This is a genomic window from Acinetobacter sp. YH12218 (assembly GCF_013417925.1).
In the GTDB taxonomy this organism is placed as follows: Bacteria; Pseudomonadota; Gammaproteobacteria; order Pseudomonadales; family Moraxellaceae; genus Acinetobacter; species Acinetobacter amyesii.
Window position 1 is genome coordinate 16,753 of the sequence record NZ_VPDB01000036.1, and the last position, 18,282, is coordinate 35,034.

Consider the following 18,282-nt stretch of genomic DNA (forward strand, 5'->3'; position numbering starts at 1 on the left):
CATGAAAATCACTTCATTATTATCGGATAAACCCTATAGCGGTATGGCGATTGCCGTGTGCTTTGCCATTTTGCTGATTTTGCCTTGGCTACATGTATTGCCAGCCGATTCAGCACTGCATTTATCAGCGTATTGGGTCACGCTCATTGGCAAGATTATGTGTCTCGCATTGGTGGCATTGGCCTTAGATTTGGTTTGGGGCTATGCCGGCATTTTAAGCTTGGGGCATGGTTTGTACTTTGCCTTGGGCGGCTATGCCTTCGGCATGTATCTCATGCGTGAAGCGGCAGGCGATGGCTTACCCGACTTTATGCGCTTTTTGAGTTGGACCGAGCTACCGTGGTACTGGATGGGTACTGAACATATCGTGTGGGCATTGGCTTTGGTGGTTTTGGTCCCAGGACTGATTGCCTTCATTTTTGGCTTCTTTGCCTTCCGCTCAAAAATTAAAGGCGTGTATTTTTCAATTATTACCCAAGCCATGACCTTTGCTGCGGCGCTACTGTTTTTCCGCAATGAAACCGGCTTTGGCGGTAACAACGGCTTTACCGGTTTTAAAACCATTTTGGGTATGGATATTACCTCTGCACCAATGCGTGCAACCTTGTGTTTCCTCACTGCGCTGACTTTGCTGGTCTGTTTTGTCGGCTTACGCCACCTGATGAATAAACCCTATGGTCGTGTACTCGGTGCAATTCGTGACAGTGAAAACCGTTTGCAATATTTAGGTTACCGCACCTTATGGTACAAGCTCTCTGCATGGGTTTTGTCCGCAGTGATTGCAGGGATTGCAGGCGCTCTGTATGTCCCCCAAGTCGGTATTATTAACCCGAGTGAGATGAACCCTGTCAATTCGATTGAAATGGCGGTGTGGGTGGCTGCAGGGGGGCGCGGTACGCTGATTGGACCGATTTTGGGTGCAGGTTTAATCAATGGGGTGAAGACCTATTTCACAGTGGCTTATCCAGAGGCATGGTTATTGATTTTAGGTGCACTGTTTATTGTGGTAACGATATTCCTACCAAAAGGCGTGATTGGGCTATTAGAGCGGTTTAAAAAGGAGCGCAGCGAATGAATGATCAATGGGTTCAACCGCATGGCGGTCATGCTGCTGAAGGTTATGGACGACCAAAGGAGCAGGGTGCGGATTTCAGTCACGGCATTGCCTTGTATTTAGAAAAAGTCAGTGTCTGGTTTGATTCTTTCCGTGCATTAAATGATTTGTCGTTATATATCAAAGAAGGTGAGCTGCGCTGCATCATTGGTCCCAATGGTGCAGGCAAAACCACGCTGATGGATGTGATTACCGGTAAAACTCGCCCAACAGAAGGTTCGGCTTTTTTTGGGCAAACCTATGATTTGGCAAAAATGAGCACGGAGCAAATAGCAGAAGCCGGAATCGGTCGTAAGTTTCAAAAGCCAACCGTATTTGAAAATTTTACCGTGATGGAAAATCTGTTATTGGCTGCACCTAAAGATAAACGGGTGAAAAAGAGTTTTTTCAGCAAACTCGATCCAGATGCGCAAAACGCCTTGGACGAATCTTTAGCACAAATCCGCTTAGAAGAATTGATCCATAAACCGGCAGGGCTGTTGTCACATGGTCAAAAGCAGTGGTTAGAAATAGGCATGCTACTAATGCAGCGTCCAAAATTGATTTTGCTGGATGAACCTGTAGCAGGAATGACCGATGCTGAAACAGAGCGTACCGCAGAGCTGTGTTTAGAGTTGAAAAAGAACCATACCCTTGTTGTGGTTGAACATGACATGAGCTTTATTGACACCATCAGTGAAAAAGTCACCGTGTTGGCGCAAGGTGCGATTTTGGCCGAGGGTACATTGGCCGAAGTCCAAGCCAATGAAGATGTCATTGAAAAATATCTTGGACGTTAAGGAGCAGACCATGTTAGAAGTCAAAGACGTCAATCAGTTTTATGGTGGCAGTCATATTTTAAGAGATGTGACATTTGCCGCTCCCGTGGGTGCGTGTTCAGTGGTGCTCGGGCGAAATGGTGTGGGTAAAACCACCCTCTTAAAATGTTTAATGGGCATTTTACCGATCAAGTCTGGGCAGATCTTACTGGATGGCAAAGACATTTCTAAACTGAGTCCAGAGCAACGTGTACGTGAAGGCTTGGCTTATGTACCGCAAGGACGGGACATTTTTTCAACCTTGACCGTTGAAGAAAATATTTTGATTGGGATGGCAAAATTTAAAGGCGCTAAAACCCGAAAAGTGCCAGAACATCTCTATGAGATTTTCCCCGTATTGGATGAAATGAAACATCGTCGAGGTGGAGATTTATCTGGTGGTCAGCAGCAACAATTGGCGATTGCCCGTGCGCTCGCTTCCGAACCACGGGTATTGATTTTAGATGAACCGACCGAAGGCATTCAGCCGTCGATTATTAAAGACATTGGTCGTGTGATTCGTCAGTTAGCCGATAGCGGAGAAATGGCGATTGTTTTGGTTGAACAGTTTTATGATTTTGCAGAAGAACTGGCAGATGAATATACCGTGATGGCGCGGGGGCAAGTGATTGCACAAGGTGTCGGTAGTGAAATGCCCAAAAAAGGCATTCGGGAACTGGTGGCGATTTAGGTTGTTTAATACCCTCTTTTGCTCCATATTTTGGGGCAAGAGAGGGGGGAGGTATTTTACTCACGGCTGTAATGCTTAAAGGGAGGAAATTTTTATGTGGATTAAAGTTCAATGTTTTCAGGCCAAAGAAAATAGCCACCATATTGATTGGGCTTGAATTCTCCTCCAATGAATTTACCTGAATCTGTAAGCGTATGCTTACCTTCTGCTTTTTCTTCAAGTAACCCTTTACTCACCAATAGTTCTAATAATTCAGGGGTTTTTAATTTGTGCTTTGCGGCGAGTTTTGAACTGGTTAATTTAGATTGTAAAAGTGATTCTTCTTCAATTTTTTCAATATTAGGTTTTTCTGCTTTCACCTCATCTAAAGTAATGCGTACTTCATCGCTGATGCGAATAATACGTTGGGCTTCTTCATAGGCATCTTTAAAGACTTCATCATCTTCGTATTTACGAACTAAAATCCCCATTTCATTGTTATTTACTTGGCTAAACTCATAAAGATTTAAACTTGAAATAATGCATTCACCTTCATTTAAATAGCACTTTGCATGCAAATTTTTACAAAAGCTCACGCGTACATAATCCAGTTTTTGCATCCATTTTATTTCATCTGGATGTAAGTCACTTTTACCGTAGACAATACGAATATCAATTTTCATACGGTCTTTATCTTCAAGAAGCTCTTTAATACGGTCATTTAAACGTAAATAGGGGCTGATTAAAATCAAACGCTCTTTGGCATTTTTGATTAATTCTTCAAGAAAGAAGTTAGTGCCACTGGTATTTAAGAATTTTGCCATTTATCCCCCTGATTATTTTCGATAATTTTAAATTTTAGCGCATAAAATTCATACTGTGGAATAATTCGCTTTTAAACTTTAGACATGCATTCGTTTTTTGAAAGCAGGTGATTTAATTGAACTGGCGATAAGCATAGGAAGGGTGAATTACTTAGGATTTCAGCAGGAATAGATTGGGAAAAGAATGAATTGAATAAATCAGATGAAATACAAAAAATTGTATAATTATTGCTCAATAAAAGTTAATCTTAACTAAATACATAACAAGAAGATAAGAATATGGACGCGATATTATATTTGATCCCACCGAATGATTTGGAAACACTGATTTTAGAAGCAGAAACCCCTCAAGATGTCTTGGATTCACCCTTTGTACAACACTCCTTTTTTTTAGGGGAGGCATGGCAAGAGTTGAATCCATTATTAAGCGTGAACAGGGATTCAGCTGCGGCACTGAATTATGCCATTCAGGCAGAACATCCATTGTCAGAGCGACGACCGGGACTGAGCCTTGCAGTGCATTACAATACTGTAGTTCGCGTTGCAGAAATCCATCAGGCATTACAACAGTTAAGCGTGGATGAAATCAAAAAACGTTATTTGGTCACGATTGCAGAAACCGCACCTGAGCAAGAGCTCAAATTGGCCGAATTAAAACTGCTTTTTTTACAGTTACAAGACCTTTATCGTGATGCGGCGCGTCATAATTTATCGGTGCTGAGTGTGATTCAAGATGGTATTCGTTTGGATAAATTACCATAAACACAGCTCAACACGGGCTATAACTGAAGTTGCATCAGGACGAGATCACGCCATTCACCAAACTTTTGTCCCACTTCAGGCATATAACCTGTTTGCTTAAAGCCTAATTTTTTGTGTAGGGCAATCGAGGCGCTATTGCCGTGGTCAATGCCTGCAATCATGACATGCATATTTTGGCTTTTGGCATGCTGAATCAGATGTTCTAATAATTGCTGACCAAGACCGAGTCGAGCATAGTTTGGGTCAATATAGACAGAGTGCTCAACAGTATGTCGATAGCCAGCAAAATGACGGAATGAACCATAGTCAGCATAACCCGCGATTTGATGCTGTTCTTGATCTTCAATCACCACAAAAGGAAAATTTTGCTTTTGAAAATCCAGCAATTTCTGTTGAAAAGAGTCAAGGGTATAAGCTTGATCATTCCATGTCGCAAAGCCGTTGAGAACTTCATGATTATAGATTGCGAGAATGGCCGCTAAGTCTTGAGGAATTGCAGGTCGAATGAGAAAAGACATGCGCAAATTTCTGATAAAAATAAAGTCAATTTAAAAACTTAGGCAGAAAAAAAGCAAGGAGATGAACCTTGCTTTTTTCTTCATAGTGTTCTGAGTCGAACTTAGAAGTGGTATTTCACCAATGCGCTGACATCGTTTTGGTCTACGCCTTTAATACCAAATTTGTTGTTCCAAACTGAATGTTCGATACCAACATATAATTTAGTTTTTGGTGAAATGTGTTTACCCAGATTCCATTTGTACTGAGATGTCCAGTTTAATTCACTTGCATGGTCTGCTTCAGCAGTAGACCAGTCTAGGAAGGCATCTGCTAAAAACTCTTCTGAACCTAATTTGAACGGCACTGCATAAGTGATTGTCATTTGATAATCATCTTTAGTCTTGTCGTTTGCCGCTTTATAGAAGTTCACATTTGCATATTGTGTATATGGAATATCGAGAGAGAAACCTACACCGTACAAGAAGTTGTTAAATTCAGAGTTGTGGTGATCGTAACCCGCATTATGTTCCCAAGTCGTTGCAATCAGAACGTCTTTGATCGGACCCATAGAAAGGTCTTTACTAGAAACTTCACCTAAGCTTAGACGTGGCGCTAATTCTGCATAAGTTGATTGATCATCGTTACCATCCAATTGTTGGTCAACGAAGAAGAATACATCTGAATACTTCAGTTTCGCTGCATATTCGGCTGTGATCGTTGTACGGTCTTCAGTACCAACTTCATAGTTTTCACCATATAAGCCAGTTAAGCTGAAATCTTGCCATACGATAGGTGAAGCTTGAGTGAAAGCAGCAGCAGATGCTAATGCACATGATGCAACGATTTGTGTAAGTTTCATTAAAAAATATCTCCCCCCGAGAAGCACTGAAAGCATACAGATTATTAAGCAAAAATAAAGCCAAATTTTACTCAACGGCAAAATTGTTTTGTAATTTGAAGGGGAAATACGCTGTGAATGATCAATGACGGTAAAAGCGAGATTTTGAGTTTGAATGGAATTGTGCAAATAGATGGTGGACGTCGAGGAAATGCACAAAAATATGACCCAAATCAATTAAAACAATGCAAATCTACAATAAAGTCTTACTTTTTGTATGGATATTAAAAAAATATCAAAATAGCACTTGCAAAATTCTAACTTAAGACCGATATTCGAAGTATAAGGACACGGATCTGCAGACTCTAAAGTGTTCATCATTCAATGTGGAGGACGACGTTCCATACAAAGTTGAAGATGGTCATTGCTGTAACATTTACAGCAAATGTAACGTGCCAAGATAATAAGTTTTGCACAAATTTTTATAGCTAATACAGATAGATATGAGGATGATATTATGAACATTGAAATCCGTACAGATAAAAACATTATAAACAGTGATCGACTAATTACATACGTTCGTGCAGAACTTAATGAAGAATTTCAGCGCCATAGTGAACGCATTACCCACTTCTCGGTGCATTTAAGTGATGAAAATGGGGACAAGGGCGGCAGCGATGACATTAAATGTATGATTGAAGCGCGTCCAGCGGGTTTGAAGCCTGTCGTGGTCAACCATCGTGGTCATAATGTAGATACAGCTATTCACGGTGCAATTGATCGACTTAAACGTAGTCTTGAACATGTGTTCGAAAAGAAAGAGAACCCACGCAGTACGCAACCTGCTTTTGCTGAAGCAGATGACAGCGTAGACGACGAATAAGTCTCAAAATTTAAAAAAGCCCTGCGGGGCTTTTTTTGTGTGTTTTGTATTTTGTTTTACATGAAATTCAAACAAACGCAGCTTTATTCGGCATAATAGATCAAAATAAATTGAAGTGAGCTTTCCAGATGTTAACAGCGCAACAACAGCTTTTTGTGCAAGCGTTAGAAGAACAAGATCTTGCACAGGTGCAACGCCTGTTGGCAGATGGTCTTAATCCAAATTTTATCGACTTTGAAAAAGGACCTGCGGTTTCTGTATGGTCTGATGGTTTGTTTAAATGGTGGGAAATGGTTTGCGAAGCATATGAAGCAGGCCAACCTTTAACAACAGAACAGAAAACACAACATTTAGACGTACATATGCAAATCTTGGAAGCGCTGATTCAAGCCAAAGCCAATGTGCATTTATGGGATGCTGAAGAAATTTATGGTCCATTATGGGACGCCGCGAGTGCAGCATGTGTCCCTGCGGTACAGCGTTTATTGGATGAAAAAGTGAATCCAAATATGATTGATAGCGATGGTTTAACCATTTTATCGTCGATTAGTGAATTATTTTTTGACTGTGATTTTGACGCGGTAAATTGGTCAGAAGCATTGGAAGAAGAAAAACAAACCTTGGAGCTTTTGCGTAGCCATGGCGCAAAAATGACCAAGGAATTAGCATAATTGTGAGTAAAAACATGACTGTATTTAAAGTTTTAAGCATTGCAACATTATCTAGTTTGAGCCTGTCTGCATTTGCGGCGGATTTTTCATTTGACCGTCCGGGCGCGGGTATGGGCACAGGCATTACCCCTGTAGGTCGTTTGGCATGGGAACAAAGTTTGCCAGCAGCGAGCTATAGTGAAAGTCGTGATGAAAATGGTGAAAAAGTAAAAAACACCACTTTAAATGCAGATATGTTGTTCCGTACTGGTTTGGCAAAAGATTTGGAATTGCAATTGGGTTGGCAAGGTCCGGCATGGTCTAAAACCAAAGTTGCGGGTCGCTCAGTTGAAGACGATGGTTTGGGTGATGTCAGCATTGGTCTGAAAAAAGCCATTGATTTGAATGATGAGAAATTGTCGATGGCTATTCTTGCTGAAGCGATTATTGCAACAGGCAATGAAGGTTTTAGTGCTGAGGACGATATTTATAGTCTGACTTCCGCTGTGGCTTATGATTATAGCGATACAATTGGGACTTCAATGACCATGCGTTATGAAGTTCAAGATGGTGATTGGGCTGTGAGTGCCATTCCAGGAATGGAATATCAAATTGCGGGTAATTTATCGGGTTTTTCTGAGCTGGTTTATCGCAAAGCAGAGAGTACGGATCAGGAAGTGTCTTTGGCTTCCGGTCTAACGTATGCCGTTTCGGATCGTATGCAGTTGGATGCGAGCGTCGGTCTAGAACTCACTGGCGGTCATAAAAATTATCAGTCAGGTTTGGGTGTATCTTACCTGTTCTAAAAAAACCTAAATTTTAAAACGTATAAATACAGACTGAGGATGAATTCAGCTGAATGAAACAATGGACTTATGTTGCGGCAGCGGCTGTGCTGTCGTTCAGTATGGGCGTCTCTGCTCAGGATGCATTACTTTCAGCTGAAGATGCTTTTCCTTTCTCGGTCGTCTCCGATCGTGCAGATCAGGCGGAGCTGAGTTGGGATATTCCAGCGCATTATTATCTGTATCAGCACAAAATAGAGGTGAAGCAGGGCAATCAAGTTTTGGCTTTGGATTTGCCTGCTGCTGAGGATTTAAAAGACGATAACTATGGTCATACGCAGGTGTATTACCAACAGTTGAGTTTTAAAATTCCAACTCAAAAACTGCAGACTTATCAAGTCAGTTGGCAAGGCTGTGCCAAGGATCGGGTGTGTTATCCACCACAGAGCATCAGCTTTGAAACGGATGCTTCTGGTTTGGTCACACAGCAAAATCTTACCAGTCCAAATAAACGCTTACTCGATTTTGCAGCAGAAAATAATGCCGAACAGCCCACGGCGAATCGTTTAGATCAGCAAAGGGCAGAGAATGCTGCATTGGCTTCTGAACGCTATACCGCAAGTGACCAAATGTGGTCTGAAAAATTAGCACAAAGCTCTATATTTTATGGACTTTTGCTGTTTTTTGGCCTGGGTTTTTTGCTGGCTTTTACCCCTTGTTCATTGCCAATGCTGCCGATTTTAACCTCACTGATTGTCCGCGACAGCCGAGGTTTAAAAGCATGGATGATTGCACTGACTTTTGTCACCAGTATGGCGATGGTGTATGCCATTCTCGGCTTGGTGGCGTCGTCTGCAGGTTTGAATTTCCAGCGTTGGTTGCAACAACCCTCGACCTTAATTGCCTTTAGCGTACTCTTTGTGGTTTTTGCCCTGAATTTATTTGGTTTATTTGAACTGAAATTGCCACGCAGTTGGGTCAATCGCTTAGACCAAGCTCAGTCGATGCAAAAGGGCGGTAGTCTCGTTGGCGCTGGGGTCATGGGGATGATTTCAGCATTACTGGTCGGTCCTTGTATGACAGCACCGTTGGCAGGCGCATTATTATTTATTTCCCAAACCCAAAGTCAGTGGCAAGGTGCGTTATTGTTATTCACCCTCGGCTTTGGCATGGGGACCCCGCTATTGTTGGCCAGTGTCCTTGGCTCACGGGTATTGCCTAAAGCGGGTTTGTGGATGAATCAAATCAAGGTGCTCTTTGCTTTCATTATGTTGGCATTGGCTTTGTATTTTATTCGACCATTGATCAGTGAAGCTTGGTTACAGTGGTTATCCCTTGCTCTGGGTCTGGTGTTTAGCGCTTATGTGCTTTGGCGCATTTTATGGCGCAGTACTCAGCTCAAATGGTTGTATATCTTGGTGTTCTGTGCCGCCGTACCTTATATTGTGTACAGTCAATATCAACATAGCCAACGTTTTTTAGTCGAAGAAAATCAACAACAAAGTGCTTGGCATGTGGCACATACAGCGGAAGAGTTTCAACGTTTATTAAGTGAAATTCCTCAAGGTCAATCCGCAATTATTGATGTCTATGCCGATTGGTGTGTGGCCTGCCAGCCGATTGAACATAAAGTTTTAAAATCGACAGTAGTGCAACAGGCTTTGGCACCGTATTACTTAATTAAGTTGGATTTGAGTCAGTATGATGCAACCCATCAAGTACTGCTCAATCAATGGGATATTTTAGGGCCACCGACCTATTTATTTTTAGATACAGCGCATCAAGAGATACGTGGACTGCGTTTGACGGGCGCATTTAGCGAGAAAGAATTGCTAGCGCAATTGGAAAAATTTAAATCGCGTGGAGAATAAAAAATGATGCAATTATATATTGCCAATAAAAACTATTCGACGTGGTCTATGCGACCGTGGTTGGTGTTACACGCGTTTAATTTACCCTTTCAAGAGATCTTGGATTCCTTTTTCTGAAGAAGCAGATGGCGGAGCATTCAAGCAGCAAATGTTAGCCCTACATGCCAATGGCAAGGTGCCCCTACTGCAACATGACGGTGTGATGATTTGGGACTCATTGGCAATTTGTGAATATTTGGCAGAGCAGTTTCAAGATCTTCCACTGTGGCCTAAAGATCCCACGCAACGCGCATGGGCACGTAGTATTTGCGCGGAAATGCACAGTAGTTTTATGCAATTGCGTAGCTTATGCAGTATGAATTTGCAGGCGGATTATGGTCGTCATGGTCAGAGATTATGGTCTGAACATGCTGAATTGCGTGCTGAAGTGACTCGAATCGAGCAGATTTGGTCGAGTCGTCCTGCGGTGGATGGCTTTCTATGCGGTGAATTTACTATTGCCGATGCATTTTTTGCACCCGTGGTGACACGTTTACAGACCTTCCAGCTACCTGTGAGTGACAACACACAGCGTTATATGCAAAAGATTTTGCAGCATCCTTCTGTGGTGGCATGGATCACGGCTGCTCAACTGGAACAGCCAGTCCGTCGTATGGAACAGTATCCACGTTAAAAGCTCAACGCCACGTCTGATCTGTATAAAAGTTTTAAACCAAATGGCTAAAGCTTTGTTGTTCGGTGTAGGCCATCACCATGTTGCGGCCGCCAGCTTTAGCTGCGTATAGCGCTTGATCTGCATGGGTCAGCAATTGTTGCGGTACCAATTCTGGCGTAGAAATCGCAATACCAAAACTGGCTGTCACATGAATTGACTGACCATCATGTCCCCAAATTTCAAGCTGCTCAATGGCTTTTCGACAGCGCTCTGCAATGAATATCGCTTGTTCTAAGTTAGAATTTTTTAGCACCAAAATAAACTCTTCCCCTCCAAACCGCCCAACCACATCACTACCGCGTAAATGTTGGTTTAATACTTGGCTGACAAGAATCAAGGTTTCATCGCCTTTATCGTGTCCATATTCATCATTGATGCGTTTGAAATGGTCTAAGTCCAATAAGACCAGTGCATATGTATCTGTTTTAGCACTATCGAGCTGTTCCAAACACTGATTGATACTGCGTCGATTAAATAAATTGGTCAGTGGGTCGACTTGACTAAGTTTTTGAATCAGATGCTCTCGGTGACGCCATTGGCTGAGTAAGATTTCAAATAAAGCCAAACAGGTTAATAAAATAGGAACAATGAAAAAGATCATTGAGAAGAGCCAAAAACTATTTTGATAGCCATAGGCATGAGGTTGAAAAATCGGGGCATAGGGGATAATGCCGCGGATGCTTAAATACATACAAATGGATAAAAAAATCGTGGCTGGAATCAGCATGCTATAGACGATTTTTCGTGTAAATAGTACCAATCCAACGGTCACAAGGCTCACGTAGGAGATCATAGTGGCTGGACTCATGACGCCAATTAAATAACCATCACGACATAAAGAAATGACGAATAAGCCGACCGAAAGATAAGGTAAAATTAGCTGAATCTTGGGATTATCTTTTCCAGCATAGCAAGGCCAAATCAGCAGGACCATTAAGCAAAAAAAGACGATGTTGGTCCACAATTGAGAGTGGATGAGCTCAAGGTTAACCCACTGCCAAAGTTCTGGCGTGACATAAACATAAAATTTCCAAATGATCCAAAGCAGATGAATGGCTGAGCCAAGCATCAGCATGAGCATACACTTTTTCAGGATACTCCAATTCATCACCACTTCATCTTCCAGTAAATACTGGGCGATTCTATTGCGGAGGATCATGTCACGTATGCTTGATTTCACCGTCATCCTGTGTCATTGCCCTGTTCGAGTTATCAGTTTTTTTCTTAAAGTTTATATAGATATCATTTTATAGGCTTACATTAGCATGAAAATTTACACTTGATAACGGTCAAGAACCGCTCAGTAATTTTAAATTTTTTGCGAGTTCAAAATGATTGTTCTAAAAATAAAACATAGTGTCATAAGGATCGGGATTATTCTATTTATGAAAAGTGATTACACTAGGCTCAAGTTAATAACAACAGCTTTAGGTTTTAGTCATGAAAATTCTGCATATTGATTCAAGCATCATGGGCGACGCTTCAGTTTCACGTCAACTCAGCGCTGAAATTGTACAACAGCTACAGCAAAAACATGGTGATGCGGCACAGGTTCAACATCTCGATTTAGCTGTACAGCAGATTCCACATCTCAGCAGTGAAATTTTGATGGGTCAAAATGCAGAACAATCGGCTTTAGGCGAGCAGTTGTTGCAACAGTATTTAGATGCCGATGTGGTTGTGGTTGGTGCTGCTATGTATAACTTCGGTTTGCCATCAACTTTGAAAGCATGGATTGACCGTATCAGTGTTGCTGGTCGTACCTTTAAATATACAGAACAAGGTCCAGTGGGCTTGGCAGGTGATAAAAAAGTCTATATTGCCAGCAGTCGTGGCGGCGTGTATGGCGATAACAGCCCTGTAGATTATCAAGAAGGTTTATTAAAAGCCGTATTTAATTTTACAGGTGTTAGCGATATTGATGTGATTCGTGCCGAAGGTGTCAATATGGGACCTGACATGAAAGCACAAGCAATGGCGACAGCTCAGGCTCAAATTCAAGCCATTTAACAGAATGACATTTCCCTCTTAGGTCAGCATCTGCTGACCTTTTTTTATGGTGACTTTGATTAGTTTCAGGGATCAGTTTTCAGGAATTGGTTTTCACGGATTAGTCCTGATCCAGTCGGTGTGAAAAATCGGCTAAATCACTCAGTGCACGCTGTCCTTCTTCAAACCATGGGCTAAACATCTGGAAGTTATGCCACATGCCAGTGTACAGCTTAAATTCGACATCTAGGCCGGCTTCTTCTGCTTTGACTTTAAAACGCTGCGCATCATCCAATAAAATTTCTTTAGAACCCACTTGAATATGAATCGGAGGTAGTCCTTTGAGCTCTGCAAAAAAAGGCGAGACCAATGGATCAGCTCGATCGACCGAGCGTGGTACATAATAATCAATGCCTGTTTCAAGGGCTTCTATGCTTAACAGCGCATCATGCTTACGGTTATAACGCAAAGACTCACTGCTCAGCGTCAGGTCTAAAAACGGTGACATCAACACCAAACCACTGACTTGTGGAAGTTGGTCCTGTTGAATTTTAAGGGCTAAGGCAAGCGCCAAGTTTGCACCACAAGAGTCGCCTGACAAAATAATATCTTTGGCTTGAACCCCTTGATCTAATAACACCGCATACACATCAAAAAGGGCATCGAGTGCTTCAGGGAACTGTGCTTCAGGGGATAAAGGATAATCCAAATGTAACACTTGCATTTGCGTGCGTGCCGCAACTTGAGTCAGAAACGCCCGATGTGTGTTCATCGAACCCAAGAAAAATGCGCCCCCATGAATATGAAAAATGAGTTGGGTCGATGCCTGTTGAGGTTTGATTTCTTCGGCTTTTAAGCCGGCTAAGCGAATAGGACGAATTTGTACATCCGGGTTTTGAGGAAATGCACGACACATTTGTTCCAAAGCAAAACGTAAAGTATTGGGCGGTAAATTGAACTGGCTCGGTCCACGAATTGTGGTTTTTAAAATGCTTTCTGTAATCAGTTGTTTCGTCAGTGGTGATATCTTCATTGTCTTTCCATCTTTTTCTATTTTTGGAATCGTGTGAGCATATTTACCAACACAAATTACAAGGTTACACTAAACGGTCACATACAAAAATTGATAAATTGTTGTGACTTTTGGATACTAATGTCGTCTATATCAGACCAGGGAAATAAACAAAAATGAAAAAAATTGCACTAGCATTAGGATTGATGAGTTTAGCCGCATTTGCAAATGCTGCAGATCCGCTAAATGGTACAACTTGGAAAACCATTGATGATAAAACCAAGCAGCCAAAAGCGATTGTAAAATTCACTGAACAAAAAAATGGTACGCTTTCTGCGAGCATTCAGTCAGTTTTGACACCAGGTGAAGAAAACGCTTGTAAAAAATGTGAAGGCCCATATCACAACAAATCATTAAAAGGCTTACGTATTGTGACAGGTCTTAAAAATGTAGGTGGTACAAGCTATGAAGACGGTTCAATTTTGGATCCTCAATCAGGTAAAACTTACAAGTTAAAAGGTCAATTGGCTGATGGTGGCAAAAAACTAGAGCTTCGCGGCTTTATTGGCGTTGCTGCTTTAGGTCGTAATCAAACATGGATTCGTGCCAACTAATTTGACATGATTCAAACAAAAAAAGCCTGACAATGTCAGGCTTTTTTATAGCCTATTTTCAGCCACAATTGAACTAGAGCCGTGCATGAGTGTGATAAAAAAATTTATTTCAATGCACGGTAAGCGCTTTCATCAAAGCCAACCAATAAATCGCTACCTGTATCGAGTACAGGACGTTTAATCATGCTGCTATGCGCTGTTAAACACTGAATCAAATTTTCTTCACTGGCTAAGGCTGTCTGTTGCTCTTCTTCACTGAGTTTTTTCCATGTGGTGCCTTTTTTGTTGAGAATCACATCAGCGCCTTTGGCATCGAGCCATTTTTTTACGGTTTTAGCATCAATCGCTTCTTTTTTATAGTCATGAAATTCGTAACTTAGGCCTAATTCGTTGAGCAAGTCGAAAGCTTTTTTCATGGTATTACAGTTTTTGATGCCATAAATTTTAAGCATGAACAGATGTCCTCAATTATTCAAACAATAAGATAAAAATACAATTCAGCATTATCCTACAGGCTAATTCATCAATGCTCAAAGCTCGATCTGGATGTGGATTGAGAAATAAATGTTTTGCTGTAAAAGTCGCATGTAATAAATATTGGGTATTGTCATCAAAACGACATTTTGGTGTTTTAAAATAGCCTACAGAACAAAACGAATCAGAAAAGAAAGCGCTGCGATAACAAGAAAATTCAGCTTAAGGTTGCACAGTCAAAAGTAGAAAGAAAGCGAGAATAAGAAAATGCTGTGCAGATCGAATTTTTAGCTGTTTTATTTGGGGGATGTTTGAGTCTATAGATGTGGGGACTAGATAAGAGAAAACCCGCATTTAATCATCCTGATCATGCGGGTCTCAATCCAACGTCCATTGTCACATCCTTGAAAACAAGCTAAATCATTTAGTTTGTTTTTATACTTCCTTCGGCGTCCAATCCTTTTATGTCATCCTGACATGTCCCTTTGCCGTGCGACCATAATGCTATGTTCAAGTTATGAGATAAATCCACAAATTCGTCATGTAATGTGAGAAATAAGCTCTAATTGAGTAAACAATCGTTCACTCAATTAATTGTTGGAAGCTTAAATTTTATAATCAATAATGACAGGGGCGTGGTCGCTAAACCATTCATCTTTAAATATCCAAGCATTGACTGTACGTTCTTTCCAGTCTGGTGAACATGCATGGTAGTCGATACGCCAACCCACATTTTTGGCACGCGCTTGTCCTCGGTTAGACCACCAAGAGTAAAGCTCGGCTTCTTTACGTACCTCACGGAAGGTGTCGACATAGCCAAGCTCATCATAAATATGATCGAGCCATGCACGTTCATGTGGTAAGCAGCCTGAAGCCTTTTGGTTCCCAGACCAATTTTTAATATCAATACGTTTATGCACGATGTTGTAGTCACCGCAAACAATCACTGACTTATTTTCAGCACGCCATTGCTTCAAAATTTGTTTGTATTCGTTTAAAAATAAATCTTTACGTGCCTGAGCTTCTTCACCCGATGAACCAGAAGGCAGGTAGAGCGAGCAAATATGTGCAGTTTGTCCAAGTCCTAAATCGAACTCAGCAGAAATAAAGCGGCCTTGAGTGTCTGCCAATTCAAAACCTAAACCATCTGTCACTGAAACAAAAGGTAGGCGGCTATAAATCGCAGTACCGGCATAGCCTGGGCGTTCTGCAGGGAAAAGGTGTGTAAACCAACCTTCGGGTTTAAATTTATCGGTCCATTGTTCATGGGTAATGCGGCTTTCTTGCATGCAGATGACATCGGCATCTGAAGTTGCCATCCAGTCAAAAATACCTTTTTTTTCAGCGGAACGCAGACCATTCACATTAATTGAAACGACACGTAAAATTTTTTGATCACTTGGATAGCTACTCTTTGGTATCATGCTCAGGTTTAACCTCAAACTTAAAAAAATGGAGCACCTCATGACAGCGCAAGCGGCATTTAATCCACAAGCTTTTATCGAACTCGCATTATCACGTGGTGTGCTTAAATTTGGTGAGTTTACTTTAAAATCGGGTCGTGTGAGTCCTTATTTTTTTAATGCAGGTCTACTAAACGATGGCGAAGCCTTATCATTATTGGCTTCTGGCTATGCAGCTAAATTAACACAATGCGATAATGTGGAAGTGGTCTTTGGCCCAGCTTATAAAGGTATTCCATTTGTAGCAGCAACGGCTGTCGCACTGTCACAGAACCATGGTGTGAGCGTACCTTGGGGCTTTAACCGTAAAGAAGCGAAAGACCATGGCGAAGGCGGTGTATTGGTTGGTGCGTCTGTTGAAGGTAAAAAAGTCTGGATCATTGATGATGTGATCACTGCGGGTACAGCGATTCGTGAAGTAGTAACTATTCTGAAAAATGCCGGTGCACAAATTGCGGGCGTATTGGTGGCGCTAGACCGTCAAGAAAAAGGTCAGGGCGATTTGTCTGCGATTCAAGAAGTGCAAAAAGAACTCGAAATTCCTGTACATGCTTTAATCACTATGAAAGATTTAATGACTTTCTTAGATGCAAAAGGCGAAACTGAAGCCTTGGCGAAAATGGAAGCGTACCGTGTTAAATACGGCATCTAATTTTTCGGGATTTCAAAAGGCAGCTGAAGCTGCCTTTTTTACGTCTTTAAATGATGATTGTTGCATCTAACTAACAAAAAACGTGAAATATTGCTTAAAAAGTAGGCGTTAAACGTGAAGAATCAATAAAAAGCCGTCTCAGTGCGCTATTTACTGAAACGGCTTTAGTTAAACTATTGATGCTTATAGAAAATTTAAAGAATTTCGTATAACGTGTATTATGTTAATTTTAGATTTACTAAAACTATTTTTTGAGAACTAGGCTGTTATGGGAACTGTAAAGCTCAAATCTTCTGATGAAGTTTTTCAATTAAAAATTAGTCTGCTAGGTAGTGATCCTGAAATCTGGAGAACTATTCAAATTTCATCGGCAGCTACTTTATCTAGGCTCCATAAGGCAATTCAATCCGCTTTTGATTGGGAAGATAGCCATTTACATGAATTCACGACTATTAAGCATGAAAAGATCAATAAAAGACAAAAATTGAAAGAAGTTCTACGTGTAGGTAAAAAAATTATATATACATATGATTTTGGCGATTGTTGGGAACATTTGATTACTGTAGAAAGCAGACAATCTCCTGATTTAAATAAAAAATATCCATGTTGTATAGATGGTCAAAATCATGCTCCATTTGAAGATATTGGAGGAATTTTTGGATATCTTGATATTTTAGATGCATTACAAGACCCCAAACATCCAAGATATGACGATTACATGCAAATTATCGAGGATGAAATAGGAGAGATAGAGTTTGATCCGACCTACTTTAATTCACATGATATTAAGTTTTAAACCTGATTTAACATAAGGGCTGTTATACGAAATTGCAACTAAATATAGTTGCAATTATTATTTAAAAGTAACTATACTTAGTTGCAATAGCAGTAGGGCTGAAGTATGGGTAAAACGGAAAAGTTACTGGAAAAATTTGGAAATTCAAAAAATACATTTCCGTATAAAGATTTAGTCGTTTTACTGAATCAGCTCGGCTATGAAAAATTTGAAATGGCAGGCTCTCGTGTCCGTTTTTTTAATACGAAAACTGAACACATGATTTTACTGCACAGGCCACACCCTGAAAATGAAATCAAAGGTGGGGCTTTGAAATCTGTAAAACAGGCACTCAAGCAGGAGGGATTTTTATGAGCTATTTAAAATACAAAGGTTATCTAGGTACAATTGAACCTGATCTTGAAACAGGTGAGTTATTTGGAAAGCTTGCATTTATCCGTGATCTCATCACTTATGAAGCAGAAACATTAAAAACTCTTGAACAAGCTTTTCAGGAATCTGTCGATGGATATTTAGAGTCTTGTGCTGAATTAGGTAAAAAACCCGATCAGCCATTCAAAGGTACATTTAATGTCCGTATTAGTCCTGAGTTACACCGTAAAGCTGTTTTAGCATCAAGTGATAATTCTCTTAATGCTTTTGTAAGCGATGCGATTCAAGAGAAATTAATGCGTTTAGGTGCTTAATTTATTGAAGCCTAGATTGACATCTAAAAATTGAAAAAAATTAGTAAAAAAGGGAGCTTACAGCCACTGCTGTCCCATAGTTTGCTTTAAATAAAAAAACCTGAGTCCTAACAGTTAAAATATGAGTGCAAACAAACACTTTAACGACCAGGATTCAGGTTTTGTCACATCAGAATACCGTATTTCATG

General features: G+C 40.8%; 21 protein-coding genes and 1 pseudogene. 15 read left to right on the forward strand and 7 right to left on the reverse strand.

The annotated features are described in order from the left end of the window. The first annotated feature begins 1 nt into the window (after position 1). The 3 genes from urtC to urtE are packed head-to-tail and all read left to right on the forward strand — an operon-like array spanning position 2 to position 2,602. On the forward strand, positions 2 to 1,075 hold the full coding sequence (urtC, locus tag FTV03_RS11065; protein WP_068532834.1) for an urea ABC transporter permease subunit UrtC: 1,074 nt from the start codon (positions 2 to 4) through the stop codon (positions 1,073 to 1,075). Next, complete coding sequence (urtD, locus tag FTV03_RS11070) at positions 1,072 to 1,893, forward strand: urea ABC transporter ATP-binding protein UrtD (RefSeq protein WP_168379685.1); 822 nt, start codon at positions 1,072 to 1,074, stop codon at positions 1,891 to 1,893. The genes urtC and urtD overlap by 4 nt, the downstream gene beginning before the upstream one ends. Before the next feature lie 10 nt (positions 1,894 to 1,903). Then, positions 1,904 to 2,602 (forward strand): urea ABC transporter ATP-binding subunit UrtE, encoded by a 699-nt coding sequence (gene urtE / locus FTV03_RS11075; RefSeq protein ID WP_180041421.1) that lies wholly within the window; start codon positions 1,904 to 1,906, stop codon positions 2,600 to 2,602. 101 nt (positions 2,603 to 2,703) lie between these two features. Here urtE and FTV03_RS11080 read toward each other — a convergent pair whose 3' ends face one another. Continuing rightward, positions 2,704 to 3,405, reverse strand: coding sequence for a phospholipase D family protein (locus tag FTV03_RS11080; RefSeq protein ID WP_180041422.1), 702 nt, complete (start codon positions 3,403 to 3,405; stop codon positions 2,704 to 2,706). Between the two features lie 279 nt (positions 3,406 to 3,684). Here FTV03_RS11080 and FTV03_RS11085 point away from each other — a divergent pair, with 279 nt between their 5' ends. Continuing rightward, entirely contained in the window at positions 3,685 to 4,167 is a 483-nt protein-coding gene (locus FTV03_RS11085) for a DUF1877 family protein (RefSeq protein ID WP_180041423.1), read from the forward strand. A gap of 17 nt (positions 4,168 to 4,184) precedes the next feature. On the opposite strand, the gene FTV03_RS11090 is transcribed toward FTV03_RS11085, so the two are convergent. After that, on the reverse strand, positions 4,185 to 4,685 hold the full coding sequence (locus FTV03_RS11090; protein ID WP_180041424.1) for a GNAT family N-acetyltransferase: 501 nt from the start codon (positions 4,683 to 4,685) through the stop codon (positions 4,185 to 4,187). Positions 4,686 to 4,786: 101 nt separating this feature from the next. Continuing rightward, positions 4,787 to 5,524 (reverse strand): outer membrane protein OmpK, encoded by a 738-nt coding sequence (locus tag FTV03_RS11095; RefSeq protein ID WP_180041425.1) that lies wholly within the window; start codon positions 5,522 to 5,524, stop codon positions 4,787 to 4,789. Between the two features lie 496 nt (positions 5,525 to 6,020). On the opposite strand from FTV03_RS11095, the gene FTV03_RS11100 reads away from it, so the two are divergent. The 5 genes and pseudogenes from FTV03_RS11100 (at position 6,021) to FTV03_RS11120 (ending at position 10,365) form a co-directional block, all read left to right on the forward strand. Then, entirely contained in the window at positions 6,021 to 6,386 is a 366-nt protein-coding gene (locus FTV03_RS11100; protein ID WP_078190593.1) for an HPF/RaiA family ribosome-associated protein, read from the forward strand. A 128-nt stretch (positions 6,387 to 6,514) separates the two neighbouring features. After that, positions 6,515 to 7,057 (forward strand): ankyrin repeat domain-containing protein, encoded by a 543-nt coding sequence (locus tag FTV03_RS11105; protein WP_180041426.1) that lies wholly within the window; start codon positions 6,515 to 6,517, stop codon positions 7,055 to 7,057. Between the two features lie 14 nt (positions 7,058 to 7,071). Beyond that, positions 7,072 to 7,842, forward strand: a complete 771-nt coding sequence (locus FTV03_RS11110; RefSeq protein ID WP_180022329.1) for a transporter — start codon at positions 7,072 to 7,074, stop codon at positions 7,840 to 7,842. Between the two features lie 53 nt (positions 7,843 to 7,895). After that, the gene (gene dsbD, locus FTV03_RS11115) at positions 7,896 to 9,692 is read left to right on the forward strand and encodes a protein-disulfide reductase DsbD (RefSeq protein WP_180041427.1); all 1,797 of its coding nucleotides are present in this window, start codon (positions 7,896 to 7,898) and stop codon (positions 9,690 to 9,692) included. A 3-nt stretch (positions 9,693 to 9,695) separates the two neighbouring features. Next, positions 9,696 to 10,365 (forward strand): annotated as a pseudogene (locus tag FTV03_RS11120) (glutathione S-transferase family protein). A gap of 34 nt (positions 10,366 to 10,399) precedes the next feature. Here the strand turns inward: FTV03_RS11120 and FTV03_RS11125 are convergent. Further along, positions 10,400 to 11,566 carry a GGDEF domain-containing protein gene (locus FTV03_RS11125; protein WP_257222616.1) on the reverse strand — a complete coding sequence of 389 codons (1,167 nt, stop codon included), beginning with the start codon at positions 11,564 to 11,566 and terminating at the stop codon, positions 10,400 to 10,402. A 281-nt stretch (positions 11,567 to 11,847) separates the two neighbouring features. On the opposite strand from FTV03_RS11125, the gene FTV03_RS11130 reads away from it, so the two are divergent. Beyond that, the gene (locus FTV03_RS11130; RefSeq protein WP_078190588.1) at positions 11,848 to 12,417 is read left to right on the forward strand and encodes an FMN-dependent NADH-azoreductase; all 570 of its coding nucleotides are present in this window, start codon (positions 11,848 to 11,850) and stop codon (positions 12,415 to 12,417) included. A gap of 100 nt (positions 12,418 to 12,517) precedes the next feature. Here the strand turns inward: FTV03_RS11130 and FTV03_RS11135 are convergent, their stop codons facing one another. After that, complete coding sequence (locus tag FTV03_RS11135; RefSeq protein WP_180041428.1) at positions 12,518 to 13,429, reverse strand: alpha/beta hydrolase; 912 nt, start codon at positions 13,427 to 13,429, stop codon at positions 12,518 to 12,520. Positions 13,430 to 13,584: 155 nt separating this feature from the next. On the opposite strand from FTV03_RS11135, the gene FTV03_RS11140 reads away from it, so the two are divergent. Beyond that, complete coding sequence (locus FTV03_RS11140) at positions 13,585 to 14,022, forward strand: DUF2147 domain-containing protein (RefSeq protein ID WP_078193227.1); 438 nt, start codon at positions 13,585 to 13,587, stop codon at positions 14,020 to 14,022. A 104-nt stretch (positions 14,023 to 14,126) separates the two neighbouring features. Here FTV03_RS11140 and FTV03_RS11145 read toward each other — a convergent pair whose 3' ends face one another. Then, the gene (locus FTV03_RS11145; RefSeq protein WP_180008661.1) at positions 14,127 to 14,474 is read right to left on the reverse strand and encodes a Spx/MgsR family RNA polymerase-binding regulatory protein; all 348 of its coding nucleotides are present in this window, start codon (positions 14,472 to 14,474) and stop codon (positions 14,127 to 14,129) included. A 627-nt stretch (positions 14,475 to 15,101) separates the two neighbouring features. Next, positions 15,102 to 15,920 (reverse strand): exodeoxyribonuclease III, encoded by an 819-nt coding sequence (locus FTV03_RS11150; protein ID WP_180041429.1) that lies wholly within the window; start codon positions 15,918 to 15,920, stop codon positions 15,102 to 15,104. 40 nt (positions 15,921 to 15,960) lie between these two features. Here FTV03_RS11150 and pyrE point away from each other — a divergent pair, with 40 nt between their 5' ends. The 4 genes from pyrE to FTV03_RS11170 all read left to right on the forward strand — a co-directional run bounded on the left by pyrE (position 15,961) and on the right by FTV03_RS11170 (position 18,093). Then, positions 15,961 to 16,611, forward strand: a complete 651-nt coding sequence (gene pyrE / locus FTV03_RS11155) for an orotate phosphoribosyltransferase (RefSeq protein ID WP_180041430.1) — start codon at positions 15,961 to 15,963, stop codon at positions 16,609 to 16,611. A gap of 268 nt (positions 16,612 to 16,879) precedes the next feature. Beyond that, entirely contained in the window at positions 16,880 to 17,407 is a 528-nt protein-coding gene (locus FTV03_RS11160) for a plasmid pRiA4b ORF-3 family protein (protein WP_000537572.1), read from the forward strand. A 105-nt stretch (positions 17,408 to 17,512) separates the two neighbouring features. Next, on the forward strand, positions 17,513 to 17,761 hold the full coding sequence (locus FTV03_RS11165; RefSeq protein WP_044425274.1) for a type II toxin-antitoxin system HicA family toxin: 249 nt from the start codon (positions 17,513 to 17,515) through the stop codon (positions 17,759 to 17,761). Beyond that, positions 17,758 to 18,093, forward strand: a complete 336-nt coding sequence (locus FTV03_RS11170) for a type II toxin-antitoxin system HicB family antitoxin (protein ID WP_035270373.1) — start codon at positions 17,758 to 17,760, stop codon at positions 18,091 to 18,093. The genes FTV03_RS11165 and FTV03_RS11170 overlap by 4 nt, the downstream gene beginning before the upstream one ends. Positions 18,094 to 18,282 lie beyond the last annotated feature (189 nt).